The organism is Streptomyces sp. NPDC051018, from assembly GCF_044456085.1.
GTDB lineage: Bacteria > Actinomycetota > Actinomycetes > Streptomycetales > Streptomycetaceae > Streptomyces.
In genome coordinates, this window is sequence record NZ_JBITFN010000005.1 from 154,410 (window position 1) to 172,401 (window position 17,992).

Below are 17,992 nucleotides of genomic sequence, written 5' to 3' on the forward strand. Positions count from 1 at the left end.
TGCGCACGTTGGCTTTCCAGATGCCGGACCGCGGCGGAGGCCCCCCGACCGGGCCACGGATCAGAGTGGGTCGGCCGTCCCGGCGTGTCCGCACACTGCTCATGACACTGGGCGTGCTGGCGGTGCTGGCCATGGCGTTCGTGATGTTCGCCGGGTTCTGGACCGACTGGCTCTGGTACCGCTCCGTCGAGTACTCGTCGGTGTTCACCACCACCCTGTGGACCAAGATCGGGCTGTTCGCCGTCTTCGGTCTGCTGATGGCCACGGCCGTCGGCGTGAACATCTGGCTCGCGCACCGGCTGCGCCCGCCGCTCAGCGCCATGTCGGTGGAGCAGCAGAGCCTGGATCGTTACCGGATGGGTATCGCCCCGTACAAGAAGTGGGTGCTCCTCGCGATCACCGCGCTGGTCGGGCTGATCGCCGGTGCCTCCGCGACGGGGCAGTGGAAGACTTGGCTGCAGTGGGTCAACGGGGTGTCCTTCGGGCAGAAGGACCCCCAGTTCCAGATGGACGTGTCGTTCTACGCGTTCGATCTGCCCTGGTACCGGTTCCTGCTCGGCTTCGGTTTCGCCGCCGCCGTGCTCTCGCTGATCGCCGCCGCGCTGACCCACTATCTGTACGGCGGGCTGCGCATCACCAGCCCCGGTGCCCGGGCGACCGCCGCCGCCACCGGGCATCTGTCGGTGCTGCTCGGGCTCTTCGTCTCGCTGAAGGCCGTGGCGTACTGGCTCGACCGGTACGGCCTCGCGGTGAAGTCCAGCGACTTCAAGGCGACCGGGAACTGGACGGGTCTGCGGTACGTCGACGCGAACGCGTATCTGCCGGCGAAGACGATCCTCTTCTGTATCGCGGTCATCTGCGCCCTGCTCTTCTTCGCGACGCTCTGGCGACGCACCTGGCAGCTGCCGGTGATCGGCTTCGGCCTGATGGTCCTGTCGGCGATCCTCATCGGCGGCCTGTATCCGGCCATCGTGCAGAAGTTCCAGGTCCAGCCCAACGAGCAGGCCAAGGAAAGCCCGTACATCCAGAAGAACATCGACGCCACCCGCAAGGCGTACGGCATCGACAAGGCCGCGCCCGAGGACTACGCGGGCAGGGGTGACCCGAACCGCAAGGCACAGCAGCGCGAGGAGGCCACGACCGCGGCGAGCTACCGCGTGGTCGACTCCAATGTCGTCTCGCCGGCCTTCCAGCAGCTCCAGCAGGAGCGCAAGTACTACCAGTTCCCCGCGACCCTGGACGTCGACCGCTACCCCGGTCCCGACGGCAAGCCCCAGGACACGGTGATCGGTCTGCGCGAGCTGGACATCGAGGGCATCCCCAAGCGGAACTGGATCAACGATCACTTCACCTACACCCACGGTTACGGCGCGATCGCGGCCAAGGGCACCAGTGTGATCACCGATGCCAACAAGGGGACGGTCGGATCGCCCGACTTCACCGAGTCCGGAATGCCGACCTCCGGCCAGCTCAAGAATTACGAGCAGCGGATCTACTACGGCGAGAAGACCCAGCAGTACTCGATCGTGGGCGGCCCGCAGAAGGAGCTGGACTACGAGGCATCCACCGGGCCCACGAAGTACACGAGCTACCAGGGCAAGAGCGGGGTCAGCCTCTCCAGCGCACTGAACCGGGCCGCGTACGCGGTCGCGTTCGGTGAGCCGCAGATCCTGTACTCGGGAGCGGTCGGCGAGGGTTCGAAGATCCTCTACAACCGCACGCCCAAGGAGCGCGTCGAGGCCGTGGCCCCGTGGCTGACGATCGACGGCGACGCCTATCCGGCGGTGGTCGAGGGCCGTATCCAGTGGATCGTGGACGCGTACACCACGACGAACGGCTATCCGTACGCGTCCCGTACGACACTGGGGGACACCACCACCGACTCGCTGACCACCAATCAGCGCGCGGTCGTCGCCCAGCAGAATCAGGTCAACTACATCCGCAACTCGGTGAAGGCCACCGTCGACGCGTACGACGGTTCGGTCAAGCTCTACCAGTGGGACACCAAGGATCCGGTCCTGAAGACCTGGATGAAGGCGTTCCCCGGCACGGTGAAGTCCAAGAGTGACATCAGCCCCGAGCTGAAGTCCCATCTGCGCTATCCGCAGGACATGTTCAAGGTCCAGCGCGAACTGCTGACCCGGTACCACGTCACGGAGCCCGAGCAGTTCTACAGCGGCAGTGACGCCTGGCAGGTGCCGGACGACCCGACGAACAAGGGCACCAGCGTCGTCCCGCCGTATTACCTGAGCCTGAAGATGCCGGGCGAGAAGGAGCAGAAGTTCTCGCTGACGACGACCTTCACCCCGGCCGGGCGCCCCAACCTGGGCGCGTTCATGGCGGTGGACGCCGACGCCAACAGCAAGGACTACGGCTCGATCAGACTCCTGAGAGTCACCGAGACCGTTCAGGGTCCCTCGCAGGTCCAGAGTGAGCTGAACGGTGTGCCGGAAGTCGCCACCTTCGTACGGGACCTCAGAGGCACCGACTCGGACATCGAGTACGGCAACCTGCTGACGATCCCCCTGGACGGCGGGTTCCTGTACGTCGAGCCGGTGTACGCGCGGGGTGGCAGCGCCAACTATCCGCTGCTGAAGAAGGTCGCCGTCGCCTACGGCGGAGGCAAACCGGTCTTCAAGGACAGTCTGACGGACGCCCTCGACGCGGCCTTCGCTCAGACCGGACAGCGACCACCGGACACCACGCCACCACCGCGTGACGGCACCAGCCCACCGCCGTCGAATCCGCCGGCGACGGGGGACGCGGCGGTGAAGGCGGCCGTCGAGGATGTGCTGAAGGCGTACGAGGAGTCCAACGAGGTGCTGAAGAAGGACCCGACGGACCGCGAGGCGTACGGAAGGGCGCAGGACAAGCTGGACGCGGCCCTTGACCGGCTCGCGGCGGTCCAGGGCAGGCCGAGATCGTCGCCGCCGGCCTCGCCCTAGTCGGCGCACCCGCTGCCCGGCCCCATGGGGGCCGTGGCGGCGGACCCCCGCCGCAGTGGCGTTGAGCAGGCAACATCCCGCGTCGTGATAGTGTTTGAACACAACGACGCGGGGTGGAGCAGCTCGGTAGCTCGCTGGGCTCATAACCCAGAGGTCGCAGGTTCAAATCCTGTCCCCGCTACTGAATCGAAGAGGGCCCGGATCCTTTGAGGATCCGGGCCCTCTTCGTGCGTATGTACGGCGGCGGGAACTGTGCGCGGCGCGGGGCGAGTTGAGCAAGTGAGTGTTTGACTTATCTCTCTGTGGGCATGTCGACAAAACGCTGAAGTGACCTCACTGGCTGCGGTATACCAGATGTGAGCGGGTTACAGGTGGTGCGACGATGGACTTTATGGGGGACAGGACAACTCTGTTGGAGACAGGGCGGTTTGCGCAGCGACATGCCGGTAACGCAGCGGATGCGATGAATGCTGCCGTCACCGGTACGGCCGGCGTCACCGCCGGAGCGATCGCGGGCATGGCCACTGGTACTAACACCGGTACTGGCTCGCGTACGGACTCTGGTGCTGCTGGTGGTGCCGGTGCGAATGTTGATGCTGTGGAGACCGCTGGGGTTGAGGCGCGGCACCGTCGCGCGGCCGACGGCGGCGACACCGCGTCCATGAGTGTGCTGGGCGCACTGCTGCTGCGCCGTGGCGACCTGGATGGCGCCGAGCCGTATCTGCGTGCCGCGACCGCCGACGGCGACCGGGCCGCCGCCAACAACCTGGGTGTCCTGCTCCATCAGCGCGGTTACGCGGAGGAGGCGGCCGGATGGTGGCGTATCGCCGCCGTCGCCGGGTCCGCCGCCGCCGCACACGCGCTCGGGCGCCACTTCCGCGAGCGCGGCGACGAGCCCGCCGCCGAGTACTGGCTGCGCCAGTCCGCCGAGCAGGGCCACGCCCTGGGCGCGTACGCCCTGGCCGATCTGCTGGAGCACCGCAGCGATGTGGGTGCCGAGCGCTGGCTGCGCGCCGCGGCCGAGCAGGGGCACCGCGAGGCGGCGTACCGGCTCGCCCGGATCCTGGAGACCCGCGCGGTGGAGGAGAACCGTCCGGGCGGGGTGGCCGTGCGCGGTCCCACCGGGGGCTTCGGGCCCGTCGGACCGGCCGGACGGCCCGGAGCGCTCGCAGTCGACGGTGCCGGTCGAAGCGCCGGCGACCGGCCGGACGACCCGGCTGACGGAGCCCGCGGCGAGGGCCACGGCCCGGACAGGGCGGTCGACAGCCAGACCGGTCTCCGGCTCTCCGCCCTGGACGAGGCGGCCCAGTGGTACCAGCAGGCCGCGGCCCGCGGACACCGCCGTGCCGCGCTGCACCTCGGCGCGATCCTGGAGAAGCGCGGCGAGCTGAAGGAGGCGGGACGCTGGTATCTCACCTCCGCCAAGGACGGCGAGGCCCGTGCCGCCTGCGCGCTCGGCTTTCTGCTGCGTGACGCGGGCGACGAGGAGAGCGCGGCGGTGTGGTGGCTGCGCGCCGCCCAGGAGGGCGACGGCAACGCCGCCAACGCGCTGGGAGCGCTGCACGCCGCACGCGGTGAGCAGCAGACCGCCGAGCGCTGGTACCGGGCGGCCATGGACGCGGGCGATGTGAACGGCGCCTACAACCTCGGGCTGCTCTGCGCCGCCCAGGACCGTACGGCACAGGCCGAGCAGTGGTACCGGCGCGCGGCCTACGCCGGGCACCGGGAGGCCGCCAACGCGCTCGCCGTGCTGCTGCTGCAGGCCGGTGACGCGACCGGCGCCGAGCCCTGGTTCTCCAAGGCCGCCGAGGCCGGAAGCGTCGACGCGGCGTTCAACCTGGGCATCCTTTACGTCGGCCGCGACGACGACCGTACGGCTCTGAGCTGGTACGAGCGTGCCGCGGCGGCCGGGCATACGGAGGCCGCGCTCCAGGTCGGCATCGCCCTGCTCAGGGACGGCGACGAGCGGACCGCCGAGCGCCATCTGCGCTGTGCGGCGGGCGGCGGCAGCTCCGAGGCCGCGTTCCGGCTCGCCACGCTGCTGGACGCGCGCCAGCCGCCGCCGGGGCCGCCCGCGCTGGGGGAGCCGATGGCCGAGAAGACCGAGTGCGAGGAGTGGTACGAGCGCGCCGCCGAGCAGGGGCACCGCCGTGCGCAGGTACGGGTCGGAATGCTCGCCGCCGCCCGGGGGGACCTGGCCGACGCGGCCCGCTGGTACCGCGAGGCGGCGGAGGCGGGGAGCCGGAACGGGGCGTTCAACCTCGGGCTGCTGCTCGCCCGTGAGGGAAACGAGCGCGAGGCCGCGCTGTGGTGGACCCGTGCCGCCCGGGCCGGTCACGGGAGGGCCGCTCTGCGCCTGGCGCTGCTCGCCGCGCGCCGGGGCGAGCTCGCCGAGGGCAAGCGGTGGTGCGCACGGGCGGTCGAACTGGGACCCGCGGAGGTCGCGGAGCGCGCCGCGCGCCTGCGGGAGGCACTGCACCAGGAGCTGACGGCGTAACGCGCGGACCGGGGCGAGGGCCTGGAGCCGGGGGCCCTGGCCCCGGGCGGGGTGCCTCGCGGGGCTGGGGCCCCATGGCCGCCTGGGTGTACGGCAGCCCGCGGCACCGGCGCTTTCCCGGCCCCCGGGTGGTGACCGGAGGCCGTCAGCGGGACGCGACGCTTTCTCCCCCTGGGCCTGGCGGCCCGGGAGGTGCCAGCCTGGGCCTGGACGCCCGGGAGGTGCCCCGACCACTGGCCCCGGCGGCCCGGGAGGTGCCCCGGAGCCGCGTTGTCGGGGTGCGGAGTACGGTGCGTACGAGCTGGGGACATCTGGCCTCCGCCGGCTTACCCACCGCACCGCACGGGGCACCGCGGGGCTCAACGGCACACCCTCCGGCCACCGCTGTAGGTTCGGCCGCTCCGTTGGCAGGAGGTCCTGCTGAGACTGCGGATTCCGCGTCGCGTCAGCAATGCGCCGATCGGCTGATCTTCAGCAATCGCGTGGCCCGGCGGGAAGCCTCGTCGGACTGGAGACCGGTCCGGCTGGGCTGTTCGGCCGGCAGTCTCGATCCGCTCCCGGGCGATGCCCAGGACGAGCTTCCGCCGCATTGCCGAACCTGTGCGCGAGGCAGTCAGACGCAGGAGACGACGAGTTGGACTCCACACACGCGAGCGCGAAAGACTGCGGCAACAGGGCTTGCCGGTACAGCTCGTTGGCTTCGACAACCCCCGAGCTACCGCGAGGCCCTGCCTTTATGCGCCGACCCCACCACGATCACCCGATCAAGACCCTCGTTCGACCGGACAAGCCCGTTGATCGGTAAGCGGATGGCTTCTCAGACGGACGACTGACAACCCACAAACACCGTCAGAGCCATCCTTGCGAAAACCATTGGTGCCCGGCTTGCTCCGCTGATGGACTGACGTCCCACCGTCAGTCTGCCGCGTGACGGAGATAGTGGTTGTGACAGGTTATGACGTGCTTGCCGAGGTGTACGAATGGCTCATCTCGGATGCAAAGTTGCCTCCAGCCGAGTTCGCTGCGTCGTTCGACGACGTCCTCCATCTCCTGCCGCCGAACGCTCACGTCCTCGACTATTCCTGCGGAACCGGACAGTTGGCGGTTGGCCTCGCCGGTCGTGGCATGCAGGTTGTCGCAACTGACGCCAGCGAGGTGATGGTTCGTCGGACTGCGAAGTTGTCTGAGGAGTTCGGGGCATCCGTCCGGGCCGTACGCGCGAACTGGGAAGAGTTGCCCGACCATTTCCAGGACAACACGTTCGACATGGTGTTCTGCGTCGGCAACTCGCTTCACCATGCCACGGGCGCGACAGGCAGGGGTGCTGCTCTGGAGTCGATGTCACGGCTTCTGCGCCCCGGCGGGCGCTTGGTACTCACATCCCGCACTTGGGAACTCGTGAGGGCCAGAGGTTCCCGGCTGGAGATCGGTGACCGACTCGTCCGGCGGAACGGTCGCGATGCCGTCGTGGTCTACCGCTGGGAGATTGCGCCGCATTGGGAGGAGGAGCACCACATCGAGATCGCGATCGCGCAAGTCGATGCGACCGGTTCGGTTCTTGTCCGCTCGGAACTTCTGTCCTGCTGGCCCTACCGGTACGAGGAACTCGAAGTCGAGCTGCACCGGGTCGGACTCCGGACGGAACTGAGCACGTTCGATCTTGAGGCCGAGAACTACATGGTGGTCGCGAGCAAGGTATGAACACCGGACTCTCAGTCCCTGGCCGTGCTCCAGGTGACGCCGTACTTGCACTGCAACGCCCGGTTCGACATGCCATCGCGGGAGTCGCGCCGCAGCGCGGCGTACAACTCGACCTTCGACTGGCCTGGCAGCATCGGGGGTGCTCCTTTACTGAGCACATCCAGCTTGAGACCGGAGCGGCACGGACCCTTCGAAACTGCCCCGGCGCAGCTGGCTGAACTCCACGCTGCGTACCGAGTCGTCCTCGTACCGGATCGAAGCCGTCACAGACTCCTGACTGCCGGCCCTTACGCTTGGTGACCATGAGCTGACCGTAGGAAGCCGCCCGGGACACAGAGGCCGGATGACCGAGAAGTTCCCGGGACTGACCGCCACGGACCACAGGTGCTGCCAACGCGACCCGGACGATTGCCGGCCGACTGCCAGAGATCGACCGACACTGCTAACGCGGACCCGGAACCTACACGGCCACCGCCCCGGTGATTTGCACTGGTCGGTCGGGTCCCGTACTGTTGGGCTCACCGACGCGGGGTGGAGCAGCTCGGTAGCTCGCTGGGCTCATAACCCAGAGGTCGCAGGTTCAAATCCTGTCCCCGCTACTCATGGATGTCAGGCCCGGATCCTTCTGGATCCGGGCCTGACATCGTTTACGGCGTCGTTTTGCGGGACGGGATCCGTGGAACGGGTGCTTCTGTGGATGTGGATCTTCTAGGCGCAGGAGGGGCAGATGCCCCGGTAGGTCACTTCGACGTTCGAGACGGTGAAACCGAAGCGCTCGGAGTCGGGGAGATCCGCCAGCGGGTTGCCCGAGGGGTGGACGTCACGGATCGCGCCGCACTTGGCGCAGACCAGGTGGTGGTGGGGACGGTGCGCGTTCGGGTCGTACCGCTTGGCGCGGCGGTCGGTGGCCACCTCCAGCACCTCACCGAGCGTGACCAGCTCTCCGAGGGTGTTGTAGACCGTCGCCCGGGAGATCTCGGGCAGCCGCTTCACCGCACGCGCGTGCACCTCGTCGGCCGTCAGATGGACGTGATCGCCGTCGAGGACCTCTGCCACGACACGCCGCTGCGCGGTCATGCGCCAGCCGCGTCCGCGGAGTCGTTCCAACAGGTCACTCATGGGGACCAGCCTAACAGTGGAGGGAATCAGATCCCGAACGGGTGTGACTTTGGATGGTCGCTTGACTTAGACAAAGTCCATCGTAGGATCGTGATCGGCAAACGCCAAGGGACAGGGCACGCGAGGATGACGCAGGAGGCGCACGTGACGCAGGGACCGCTCACCACGGAGGCCGGAGCCCCGGTCGCCGACAACCAGAACAGTGAGACCGCGGGCGTCGGCGGACCTGTTCTCGTCCAGGACCAGGCGCTGCTGGAGAAGCTCGCGCACTTCAACCGTGAGCGCATTCCGGAGCGCATCGTCCACGCGCGGGGCGCCGGGGCGTACGGCAACTTTACGCTGACGCGCGATGTGTCCCAGTGGACTCGTGCCGCGTTCCTCTCCGAGGTCGGCAAGCAGACCGAGACGTTTCTCCGCTTCTCCACCGTCGCGGGCAGCCTCGGATCGGCCGACGCGGTGCGCGACCCGCGTGGCTTCGCGCTGAAGTTCTACACCGAGGAGGGCAACTACGACCTCGTCGGCAACAACACCCCGGTGTTCTTCATCAAGGACGCCATCAAGTTCCCGGACTTCATCCACACCCAGAAGCGCGACCCGTACACGGGCTCCCAGGAGGCCGACAACGTATGGGACTTCTGGGGGCTGTCCCCCGAGTCGACCCACCAGGTGACCTGGCTCTTCGGCGACCGCGGCATCCCCGCCACGCTCCGCCACATGAACGGCTACGGCTCGCACACCTACCAGTGGAACAACGAGGCCGGCGAGGTCTTCTGGGTCAAGTACCACTTCAAGACCGACCAGGGCATCAAGAACCTCACCAAGGCCGAGGCCGACAAGCTCGCCGGTGAGGACCCCGACAGCCACCAGCGCGATCTGCGCGAGGCCATCGAGCGCGGTGACTTCCCGTCCTGGACCGTGCAGGTGCAGATCATGCCCGCGGCGGAGGCGGCGACCTACCGCTTCAACCCGTTCGACCTCACCAAGGTGTGGCCGCACGAGGACTACCCGCCGATCGAGATCGGCAAGCTGGAGCTGAACCGCAACCCGGAGAACATCTTCGCCGAGGTCGAGCAGTCCATCTTCAGCCCTGCCCACTTCGTGCCGGGCATCGGGCCCTCCCCGGACAAGATGCTCCAGGGCCGGCTGTTCGCGTACGGCGACGCCCACCGCTACCGCGTCGGCATCAACGCCGACCATCTGCCGGTGAACCGTCCGCACGCCACCGAGGCGCGTACGAACAGCAGGGACGGCTATCTGTACGACGGCCGCCACAAGGGCGCGAAGAACTACGAGCCGAACAGCTTCGGCGGCCCGTTCCAGACGGACCGGCCGCTGTGGGTGTCGACGTCCGTCAGCGGTGCGACCGGCAACCACGAGGCGCCGGGCCATGCCGAGGACAACGACTTCGTGCAGGCGGGCAACCTCTACCGGCTGATGTCGGAGGACGAGAAGACCCGGCTGATCGAGAACCTCTCGGCGAACATCGCGGGGGTTTCGCGCGACGACATCGCCGAGCGCGCGATCAACAACTTCCGTCAGGCGGACGGTGACTTCGGCAAGCGGCTGGAGGCCGCGGTCCAGGCACTGCGCGCCTGAGAGCCGCTGTCGCGGGAGGGCCGGAGTTCAGCCGTCGGCCGACGGCTGAACTCCGGCCCTCCGTTGTGTGCGCGGGTCTCCCTCCGGTCGCGTACCGCCCGGTGACCGGCCGGGGGCCGGTCGCAGGGCGGCTCGACGAGCCGTGACGGATCACGGGGCACGGCACGGGGGGTGACGGACTATGGGGTGGGGGGCTGCGGATGAGGGGGCGCGGGCGACGGGCGGGGGTCAGCCGACCAGTGTCGTCCGGTGGCGCCGGGCCGGGGCCCAGCAGCGGATGATGTCACGTACGGAGACGATGCCGACGGGCCCTTCGCCGTCCAGCACGATCAGATGCCGGAAGCCGCCCCGGGACATGGTCTCCGCGGCCTCCTCCAGGGTCCAGGAGGGCGCGGCGAACACGACGTCGCCGGTGGTGTGGGCGCCGGCGGTCTCCAGGTCGGGGTCTTCTCCCGTACCCACCGACGTCAGGATGTCGCGCTCGGTCAGAATGCCCATGCTTTCGGCGGCGGAGTCGAGGACGACGGCCGCCCCGACCCGGCGGGCCGCCATCAGCCCGGCGGCCTGGCGGAGTGTGTGCGTGGGTCCAATGGTGAGGACGACCGTGCTCATGGCGTCACGGACGAGCATGGATGGAGCCACCTCCTTGGGGGGATCGGCCCTTTTGGGAACCGATTCACAAGTTCACAAGTGGGGGAGCTCACAGAGTCGCAGTCCCGCTGGAACCCAGCAAGGGGGGTAACTCGGTCGTTTCGGTGACGTTGTGTGGCCAGTGGGCCGTGAGTGGCGTCAGTAGCGCTGATTGAGATAGCCGAGCAACTCGTCGTGGAGCAGCCCGTTGGACGCGGCGGCGTTCCCGCTGTGCGGGCCGGGACGGCCATCGAGGCCGGTGAACGAGCCGCCGGCCTCCTGGACGACGATCGCGGGAGCCGCCATGTCCCACAGGGAAAGCTCGGGTTCGGCGCAGATGTCCACCGCACCCTCGGCGACCATCATGTATGGCCAGAAGTCGCCATACCCGCGAGTGCGCCAGCAGGCGCGGGTAAGATCGAGGAGACCGTCGAGCCGCCCCTGCTCCTCCCACCCGGTCAACGATGAGTAAGCGAAAGAAGCGTCCTGGATGCTGCCCACCCGGGACACCTGAAGCCTGGTCGCCGAGCTGAGCGATCGTCCGGTGTACGCTCCACCGCCCTGTGCCGCCCACCAGCGCCGTCCCAGCGCCGGGGCGGAGACCACACCGACGACGGGCTGATAGCCGCCCTCGCCCTGCACCATGAGCGAGATCAGCGTCGCCCAGACCGGCACTCCGCGTACGTAGTTCTTGGTGCCGTCGATGGGGTCCACCACCCAGCGGCGGGGGCCCGTGCCCTCGATGCCGTACTCCTCGCCGAGGATCGCGTCACGCGGGCGAGCCCGCTGGAGCTGTCCGCGGATCAGCTCCTCCGCCGCCTTGTCGGCCTCGCTCACCGGGGTCATGTCCGGCTTGGTCTCGACCTTGAGGTCCAGCGCCTTGAACCGGTCCGTCGTGGCGGCGTCGGCCGCGTCCGCGAGGACATGGGCGAGACGGAGATCGTCGTGGTAGTCGGGCATGACCACCACTCTATCGGGGCTGCCCGAAGTGGATCAGGGGCCGTCCGCCCCATCCGGAGGCCCGCCGTCCGCCTTTCTGGGCGGCCGGGGCGCCGGGGCTCTTGACACCTCAAGGTCACACGTCAACTCTGTGCGAAGTGCCCCGGCGGCCTGGGAGGCGAGCATGCCTACAGCGCGAGAGTCCCTGTTGAACGCCGCTCTGGTGGCGCTCGACGAGCTGCCCTGGTCCGGGGTGCGGATGGTGGACATCGCCTCCGCCGCGGGTGTCTCGCGCCAGACCCTCTACAACGAGTTCGGCAGCAAGGACGGGCTTGCCCGGGCGCTGATACGGCGGGAGGCGGACGCGTATCTCCAGGGCGTGGAGCGGCTGCTCTCGGACCGGCCCGGCCCCGGGCCCGCCGACCGGGCGCCCGCGCACTGGCCACCCGGGCGGAAACGAGTGCCCGAGCCGCCGCCGCGACCGGGGATCCGGCCGGGTGCTCCGATGCGGCCCGGGCACCCCTCGCGCGGGGGCGAACCGGTCGAGCGGCTGGTCGCCGTGGCGGAGTGGACGGTGGGGGAGGCGCGGGCGAGACCGTTGCTGCGGGCGCTGCTGACCGGGTGCTGGGGCGATCGTCTGCCCGCTCCACCACCGGCCGGGTTCGCCGGACTGGCCGGGTCGGCGGCGGGCGCGCCCGCCCAGCGCCGTGCGGACGCGGGCCCTCCGGCACCCTCCGATGTGGTCGCGGCGGTCCGGGACCGTGCACTGGCTGCCCTGGGGAGGGGCGGGCCGGGCAGCCGTACGAAGGAGGAGGCGGCGGATCTCGCACACCGCTGCGAACTGGCGGTGCGGCTGGCCCTGTCCTATGTCGTCGCGCCCGGCGGGGATATGGCCGGGCGGCTCAGGGCCGGCTATGGGTCGGGGGAGCAGAGATCCGGTGCCACGGGGGCGGGAGCCGAGGGGATCGGCCCCCTCGTCCGTACGGCCATCGGCACCCCGGGGGACCGGGCCGGCCGAACAGACCCGTCCGACCCCGGGAGCCCGCCCGACCCCGGGGGCCCGTCCGGCTCGACCGGCACGTCCGACCCGGGCGGCGGGTCCGTCCGGTCGGAAGTGACGGCTCGCACAGAATCGTCGGCGCCGGGCGTCACCCGTGTCCCGGCCGACAGCGAGTCGACGGACACCTGAGCCTCCAAGCCTTGGTGGTCCACCCCTGCACGCCCGGTGGTTGCGGCGGTCCTGATGGCCCCGTGGCCTCGGTGATCCGCCGACCTCGGGGGTCCCGGACCGCTGCCGTCAGCCTCGGTGGCCCACAGCAGTCGGTGTGGCCTCGGCGACCTCGCCGGTCCCGGCCACCCTGGCTGCCCCAAGGCTCCGGCAGCCCCGGCAGTCCCCGTGGCCCCAAGAGCCCCGTGGCCTCCTGGCCTCCGGCGGTCCCGGCTGCCCGCACAGTCCCTTCAGCCCTCCCGGCCCCGGGCAGTCCCGGCACCCTCAGTGGCCCCAAGAGCCCCCGCAGCCCCGCGAGCCAAACCGTTCCCCGCGGCTCAGTGGCCCGGCAAGCCCACCGCGCCCGACCGCTCAGCGGCTCCGGCGGCTCCAGCGGCCCCGCCGCGCCCGACCGGTCAGTGGGCCGAGCCCGAGAGCTGGAGGCCGATGACGCCGACGATGACCAGGGTGATCGAGACGATCTTGAGCGTGGAGACCAGGTCTCCGAGGAAGATCATCCCGTAGATCGCGGTGCCCGCCGCGCCGATGCCGGTCCACACCGCGTACGCGGGTCCGACGTCGAGTTTCTTCAGCGCCAGCGTCAGCAGCCCGAAGCTGCCGAGGGCGAAGGCGGCGAAGGCGATCGTCGGCCAGAGCCGGGTGAAACCGTGCGAGAGTTTGAGGCAGACGGCGAAACCCGTCTCAAGAATTCCGGCGACCACCACCAGCAGCCACGCCATGGTCAAGGCCTCCCCATCAGTCGGTGACTGCTTTCGTCGGACTTGATGCGATTATGCACTTACCAGCTTCCGTGCGCCGCAAACGTGCGCGAATCACTCGACTGCGCGTCGCCGCGCGCCGGAGCCGACGGGCTCCCCGGACGCCGGAAATCCGTCTGACACCTGGTCAGTCGCCTTCGCGCCGCTCCCGGGTGGAGAGCAGCCGCCGCAGCGAGTACAGCCGGGCGGGATCGGCGTGTCCCTCGGCGACCCAGTCGTCCAGCGCGCAGTCCGGCTCGTCGTGGCTGCACGCACGCGGGCAGTTCTCCGTGCCCGGTACGAGATCGGGGAAGGCGAGGATCACCCGTGACGGATCGACGTGGTTGAGCCCGAAGGACCGCACGCCGGGCGTGTCGATCACCCAGCCGCCCCGCTTGTCCGCGAGCGGCAGGGCGAGCGCCGAGGTGGTGGTGTGCCGGCCGCGGCCGGTCACGGCGTTGACGACGCCCGTCGACCGCCGGCGGTCCTCGGGCACCAGCGCGTTGACCAGAGTCGTCTTGCCGACCCCGGAGTGACCGACGAACGCCGTGGTCCGGCCCGACAGATGCTCGTGCACCCGGTCGGCCGCGACACCGTCCACGAACTCCTCGCGGGTGGTGACGACATGGGGGACGCCGAGCGCCCCGTACATCTCCAGCAGTTCGTCGGCGGGCGCGAGGTCCGACTTGGTGAGGACGAGCAGCGGTTCGAGCCCGCCGTCGTACGCGGCGACCAGACAGCGGTCGATCAGGCGCGGGCGCGGTTCCGGATCGGCGAGGGCGGTGACGATGGCGAGCTGGTCGGCGTTGGCGACGACCACCCGCTCGTACGGGTCGTCGTCGTCCGCCGTGCGGCGCAGCACCGAGGACCGCTGCTCGATCCGTACGATCCGGGCCAGGGTGTCCTTGGCCCCGGAGAGATCGCCGACGATGGAGACCCGGTCACCGACGACGGCGGCCTTGCGGCCCAGTTCGCGCGCCTTCATCGCCACGACGACGCGGTCCTCGACGAGGCAGGTGAGGCGTCCGCGGTCGACGGTGAGAACCATGCCCTCCGAGGCGTCCTCGTGCTTGGGGCGGATATTGGTCCTCGGCCGGTTGCCCTTGCGGTTGGGGCGTACGCGGATGTCGTCCTCGTCGGGGTTCTTGCCGTAGCGCCGCATGACCGGGGACCCCGTTCAGCTTCCCGCTCGCGGCACTTCGGGAACTCCGAGCATGGCCGCCCACATCCGGGGAAACTCGGGCAGGGTCTTCGCGGTCGTCGCGACGTTCTCGATCTCGACCCCTTCGACGGCGAGGCCGATGACGGAGCCCGCCGTCGCCATCCGGTGGTCGTCGTACGTATGGAAGACACCGCCGTGCAGGGGGCGCGGGCGGATGTGGAGACCGTCCTCGGTCTCGGTCACATCGCCGCCCAGTTCGTTGATCTCCTTGGTGAGCGCGGCCAGCCGGTCCGTCTCGTGGAGGCGCAGATGGGCCACACCGCGCAGCGTGGAGGGGGAGTCGGCGAGGGCCGCGACCGCCGCGATGCCGGGTGTCAGCTCGCCGACCTCGCTCAGGTCCACGTCGATGCCCTGGATACGGCCGGTGCCGGTGAAGGTCAGCCCGAGGTCCGTGATCTCGCAGGATCCGCCCATCTCGGTGAAGATCCGGCGCAGTGCGTCGCCGGGCTGGGTGGTGCGCTCGGGCCAGTCGGGGACGGTGACCCGGCCGCCGGTGATCAGGGCGGCGGCGAGGAACGGCTGCGCGTTCGACAGATCGGGCTCGATGGTGAGATCGCGGCCGAGTACGGCGGACGGGGAGACCCGCCAGACATTGGGCTCGCCGCCGGTCTCGGGCTCGTCGACCTGTGCGCCGACCGCGCGCAGCATGTCCACCGTCATCCGGATATGGGGCAGGGAGGGCAGCCGGGCGCCCACATGCCGTACCTCGACGCCCTGGTTGAAGCGGGGCGCGGAGAGCAGCAGCGCGGAGACGAACTGGGAGGACGAGGAGGCGTCGACCTCGACGGGGCCGCCGTCGAGCGCGCCGCCGCCGTGCACGGTCATGGGGAGCGAGCCGCGTCCGTCGTCGTCGATACGGGCGCCGAGCACGCGCAGGGCGTCGATCACGCCGTTCAGCGGCCGTTCATACGATCGGGGGTCGCCGTCGAAGCGGACGGGACCGTCGGTGAGCGCGGCGACCGGCGGGAGGAAGCGCATCACCGTACCGGCGTTGCCGACGTCGACCGTGGCGGGGCCGTGGAGTCCGGCGGGGATGACCCGCCAGGTCTCGCCCTCGCCGTCGGGGCCCACACCCTCCTCGATGCCGACGCCGAGGGCGCGCAGCGCCTCCGCCATCAGCAGGCTGTCACGGGAGCGCAGGGGGCGGCGCAGCCAGCCGGGCTCGGCGGCGAGGGAGGCGAGCACCAGGGCGCGGTTGGTGACCGACTTCGAACCGGGCACGGTCACCGTCGCTTCGACGGCTCCGGTCGCGAAAGGGGCGGGCCAGAGGACGGGGTGCACGGATGCTTCGGTCATGGCCAATACTTTAGTGGCTCCACGGAGGCCCCGATCTTGATCAAATACGCTGAAACCGGGACGTAACCGATCAGCGGTAGAGGGCTTGCCGGTCGCAGCACCACCGGATGGCCCTCCGACGCGAGCCGCCGGTCATATGAAACGTGATCCCTGCGACCGGGACGCCTCTGTCCAGGACCGCCGTGGCCGGGACCGCCGTGGCCGGGACCGCCGTGACGTGGTCCGGATGACCAGGACCCCTGTGACGTGATGCGCGGGGCCCGGTTCACAGGCCGAGCAGCCAGCGCCCGCCGCCGGTCAGTGAGCAGAGCGACACCGCGTGGAAGAGGAGCAGCCACATCAGGGGCGGTACGTTCGTCAGCCGGGAGAGCTGGTCGGCGTCCGAGTCGGGGGCTCCGCCGTGGCGCCGCTTGGCCTGGAGCTCGAAGGCGGGCCGTACCCCGCCGAGCAGCAGGAACCAGACCGCCGCGTACGCGAAGCCCGCCTGGACCTCGGCCGGGGCGAGCCAGGAGACGAGGAGGAAGGCCGCGCCGGTCAGGACGACCGTGAGCGCGCCGTACGCGTTGCGGATCATGACCAGCATCGCCAGCAGCAGGGCCGTGGCCAGCCAGAGCAGCAGGGTGATGTGGTCGGAGGCGAGCAGCCAGGCACCGCCCAGGCCGAGCAGCGGCGGCGCGGTGTAGCCCGCGGCGGCGGTGAGGATCATGCCGATGCCGGTCGGCTTGCCGCGGCTGACGGTCAGGCCGCTGGTGTCGGAGTGCAGCCGTATGCCCTCCAGGCTGCGGCCGGTCAGCAGGGCGACAAGGCCGTGGCCGCCCTCGTGTGCGATGGTCACGGCGTTGCGGGAGAGCCGCCATATGGGTCCGGGGACGACGACGGCGAGGGCGAGTGCGGCGGTGGCGATCACCAGCCACTGATCGGGGGGCGGCTGGGTGCCGAAGACACGGTCCCAGAGGTCGCTGAAGGAGGCGCCGCCGGGCAGGGAGGCGGAGATAGAAGCGGAATGGTTCCTATCCATTTGTGGGGCGACTCCTTGGGCGGCGGATGGGAGTGGCAGTGTGGCACTTATGTGCGGACGGTATGCGGCGAGTAGAAACCCCGAGGACCTCACCGGGCTCTTTCAGGTGGAGACGTGGGAGCCGGAGGAGACTCTGGCCCCGGACTTCAACGTGGCCCCGACCAAGCAGGTCTACGCGATCCTCGAACGCCCTCTGAAAGACGCCGACGACCCGCGCCCGGTTCGCCAGCTGCGCGTGCTGAAGTGGGGGCTTGTCCCGTCCTGGGCGAAGTCGCCCGAGGGCGCGGCGCGGATGATCAACGCGCGCGCCGAGACGGTCCACGAGAAGCCGTCCTTCCGGCGCCCCTTCGCCGCCCGGCGCTGCATTCTTCCGGCGGACGGCTATTTCGAGTGGGTGACCGGCACCGACGAGCGGCAGCTGGAGGAGCAGGGCCGTAAGAAGCGCCCCCGTAAGCAGCCGTACTTCGTCACCCCGGCGGACGGGTCGGTGTTCGCGATGGCCGGGCTGTACGAGTTCTGGCGCGACCGGACCCTGGCGGACGATCATCCGCTGGCCTGGTGGGCGACCTGCACGATCATCACGACGGAGGCGGAGAAGGGCCCGCTGGGGGTGGCCCCCGCGGACGGCCCCCGCTCCCTGTCGGACATCCATCCCCGGATGCCGCTGATGCTGACGCCGGACCGCTGGGACGCTTGGCTCGACCCGGCCCGTACGGACGGCGGCGACCTCATGTCCCTGCTCGCGCCTCCGCCGGAGGGGCTGATGCGGGCCTATCCGGTGACGACGGCGGTCAGCAACGTCCGCAACAACGGTCCGGAGCTGCTGAAGGAGCTGGAGGGCCCGGAGGAGGGCACGCTGTTCTGAGGCGGGCCGGTCCGGGACGGTGCGCCCGGCCGCTGGGTGGCGCCCTTCTCCTGCTCCTTTCGGTGCCCGGTACGGTGCTGCCCTGCTCTCTTCGGGCCTTCCCGGGTACGGTGCCCGGACCTCCGCTCCGGCTCCGTACTGGGCCTTTCAGGGGTACGGGTGCCTGGCGTCGGGTTGCCTGTCGGGGCTCTGCCCCGAT

General features: G+C 69.9%; 13 protein-coding genes, 2 tRNA genes and 1 pseudogene. 8 read left to right on the forward strand and 8 right to left on the reverse strand.

Annotation, left to right across the window (positions count from 1 at the left end; all coding sequences use genetic code 11):
• The first annotated feature begins 20 nt into the window (after positions 1-20).
• From ACIBCM_RS11370 to ACIBCM_RS11385, 4 genes are all read left to right on the forward strand, one after another.
• Complete coding sequence (locus ACIBCM_RS11370) at positions 21-2,945, forward strand: UPF0182 family protein (protein ID WP_399242097.1); 2,925 nt, start codon at positions 21-23, stop codon at positions 2,943-2,945.
• Between the two features lie 107 nt (positions 2,946-3,052).
• Positions 3,053-3,126 (forward strand) — tRNA-Met (locus ACIBCM_RS11375).
• 201 nt (positions 3,127-3,327) lie between these two features.
• Positions 3,328-5,442 (forward strand): sel1 repeat family protein, encoded by a 2,115-nt coding sequence (locus ACIBCM_RS11380; RefSeq protein WP_399241788.1) that lies wholly within the window; start codon positions 3,328-3,330, stop codon positions 5,440-5,442.
• Between the two features lie 945 nt (positions 5,443-6,387).
• Positions 6,388-7,143, forward strand: coding sequence for a class I SAM-dependent methyltransferase (locus ACIBCM_RS11385; protein WP_399242099.1), 756 nt, complete (start codon positions 6,388-6,390; stop codon positions 7,141-7,143).
• An 11-nt stretch (positions 7,144-7,154) separates the two neighbouring features.
• Here the strand turns inward: ACIBCM_RS11385 and ACIBCM_RS11390 are convergent, their stop codons facing one another.
• Complete coding sequence (locus ACIBCM_RS11390) at positions 7,155-7,277, reverse strand: hypothetical protein (protein ID WP_399241789.1); 123 nt, start codon at positions 7,275-7,277, stop codon at positions 7,155-7,157.
• Between the two features lie 391 nt (positions 7,278-7,668).
• Between ACIBCM_RS11390 and ACIBCM_RS11395 the strand changes: the two genes are divergently transcribed.
• Positions 7,669-7,742: transfer RNA gene (locus ACIBCM_RS11395), tRNA-Met, on the forward strand.
• A 109-nt stretch (positions 7,743-7,851) separates the two neighbouring features.
• On the opposite strand, the gene ACIBCM_RS11400 is transcribed toward ACIBCM_RS11395, so the two are convergent.
• A complete protein-coding gene (locus ACIBCM_RS11400; RefSeq protein WP_399241790.1) occupies positions 7,852-8,262 on the reverse strand; it encodes a Fur family transcriptional regulator in 411 nt (136 codons plus the stop codon).
• Positions 8,263-8,388: 126 nt separating this feature from the next.
• Between ACIBCM_RS11400 and ACIBCM_RS11405 the strand changes: the two genes are divergently transcribed.
• Positions 8,389-9,858, forward strand: a complete 1,470-nt coding sequence (locus ACIBCM_RS11405; protein WP_399241791.1) for a catalase — start codon at positions 8,389-8,391, stop codon at positions 9,856-9,858.
• Positions 9,859-10,086: 228 nt separating this feature from the next.
• On the opposite strand, the gene ACIBCM_RS11410 is transcribed toward ACIBCM_RS11405, so the two are convergent.
• Both ACIBCM_RS11410 and hisN read right to left on the reverse strand, forming a co-directional pair.
• Positions 10,087-10,488, reverse strand: coding sequence for a cyclic nucleotide-binding/CBS domain-containing protein (locus tag ACIBCM_RS11410; RefSeq protein WP_399241792.1), 402 nt, complete (start codon positions 10,486-10,488; stop codon positions 10,087-10,089).
• A gap of 159 nt (positions 10,489-10,647) precedes the next feature.
• Positions 10,648-11,448: a histidinol-phosphatase gene (gene hisN, locus ACIBCM_RS11415; protein WP_399241793.1), complete on the reverse strand. Its 801-nt coding sequence runs from the start codon at positions 11,446-11,448 to the stop codon at positions 10,648-10,650.
• 163 nt (positions 11,449-11,611) lie between these two features.
• Here hisN and ACIBCM_RS11420 point away from each other — a divergent pair.
• A pseudogene (locus tag ACIBCM_RS11420) lies at positions 11,612-11,830 on the forward strand (TetR/AcrR family transcriptional regulator); the annotation flags it as partial.
• Between the two features lie 1,220 nt (positions 11,831-13,050).
• Here the strand turns inward: ACIBCM_RS11420 and ACIBCM_RS11425 are convergent.
• The 4 genes from ACIBCM_RS11425 to ACIBCM_RS11440 all read right to left on the reverse strand — a co-directional run bounded on the left by ACIBCM_RS11425 (position 13,051) and on the right by ACIBCM_RS11440 (position 16,928).
• Positions 13,051-13,374 (reverse strand): DMT family transporter, encoded by a 324-nt coding sequence (locus ACIBCM_RS11425; RefSeq protein ID WP_399241794.1) that lies wholly within the window; start codon positions 13,372-13,374, stop codon positions 13,051-13,053.
• A 166-nt stretch (positions 13,375-13,540) separates the two neighbouring features.
• The gene (rsgA, locus tag ACIBCM_RS11430; protein ID WP_399241796.1) at positions 13,541-14,554 is read right to left on the reverse strand and encodes a ribosome small subunit-dependent GTPase A; all 1,014 of its coding nucleotides are present in this window, start codon (positions 14,552-14,554) and stop codon (positions 13,541-13,543) included.
• Positions 14,555-14,569: 15 nt separating this feature from the next.
• Complete coding sequence (gene aroA, locus ACIBCM_RS11435; RefSeq protein WP_399241797.1) at positions 14,570-15,910, reverse strand: 3-phosphoshikimate 1-carboxyvinyltransferase; 1,341 nt, start codon at positions 15,908-15,910, stop codon at positions 14,570-14,572.
• 265 nt (positions 15,911-16,175) lie between these two features.
• A complete protein-coding gene (locus ACIBCM_RS11440) occupies positions 16,176-16,928 on the reverse strand; it encodes a M50 family metallopeptidase (protein WP_399241798.1) in 753 nt (250 codons plus the stop codon).
• Between the two features lie 49 nt (positions 16,929-16,977).
• On the opposite strand from ACIBCM_RS11440, the gene ACIBCM_RS11445 reads away from it, so the two are divergent.
• The gene (locus tag ACIBCM_RS11445; RefSeq protein ID WP_399241799.1) at positions 16,978-17,793 is read left to right on the forward strand and encodes an SOS response-associated peptidase; all 816 of its coding nucleotides are present in this window, start codon (positions 16,978-16,980) and stop codon (positions 17,791-17,793) included.
• The last annotated feature ends 199 nt before the right edge of the window (positions 17,794-17,992 follow it).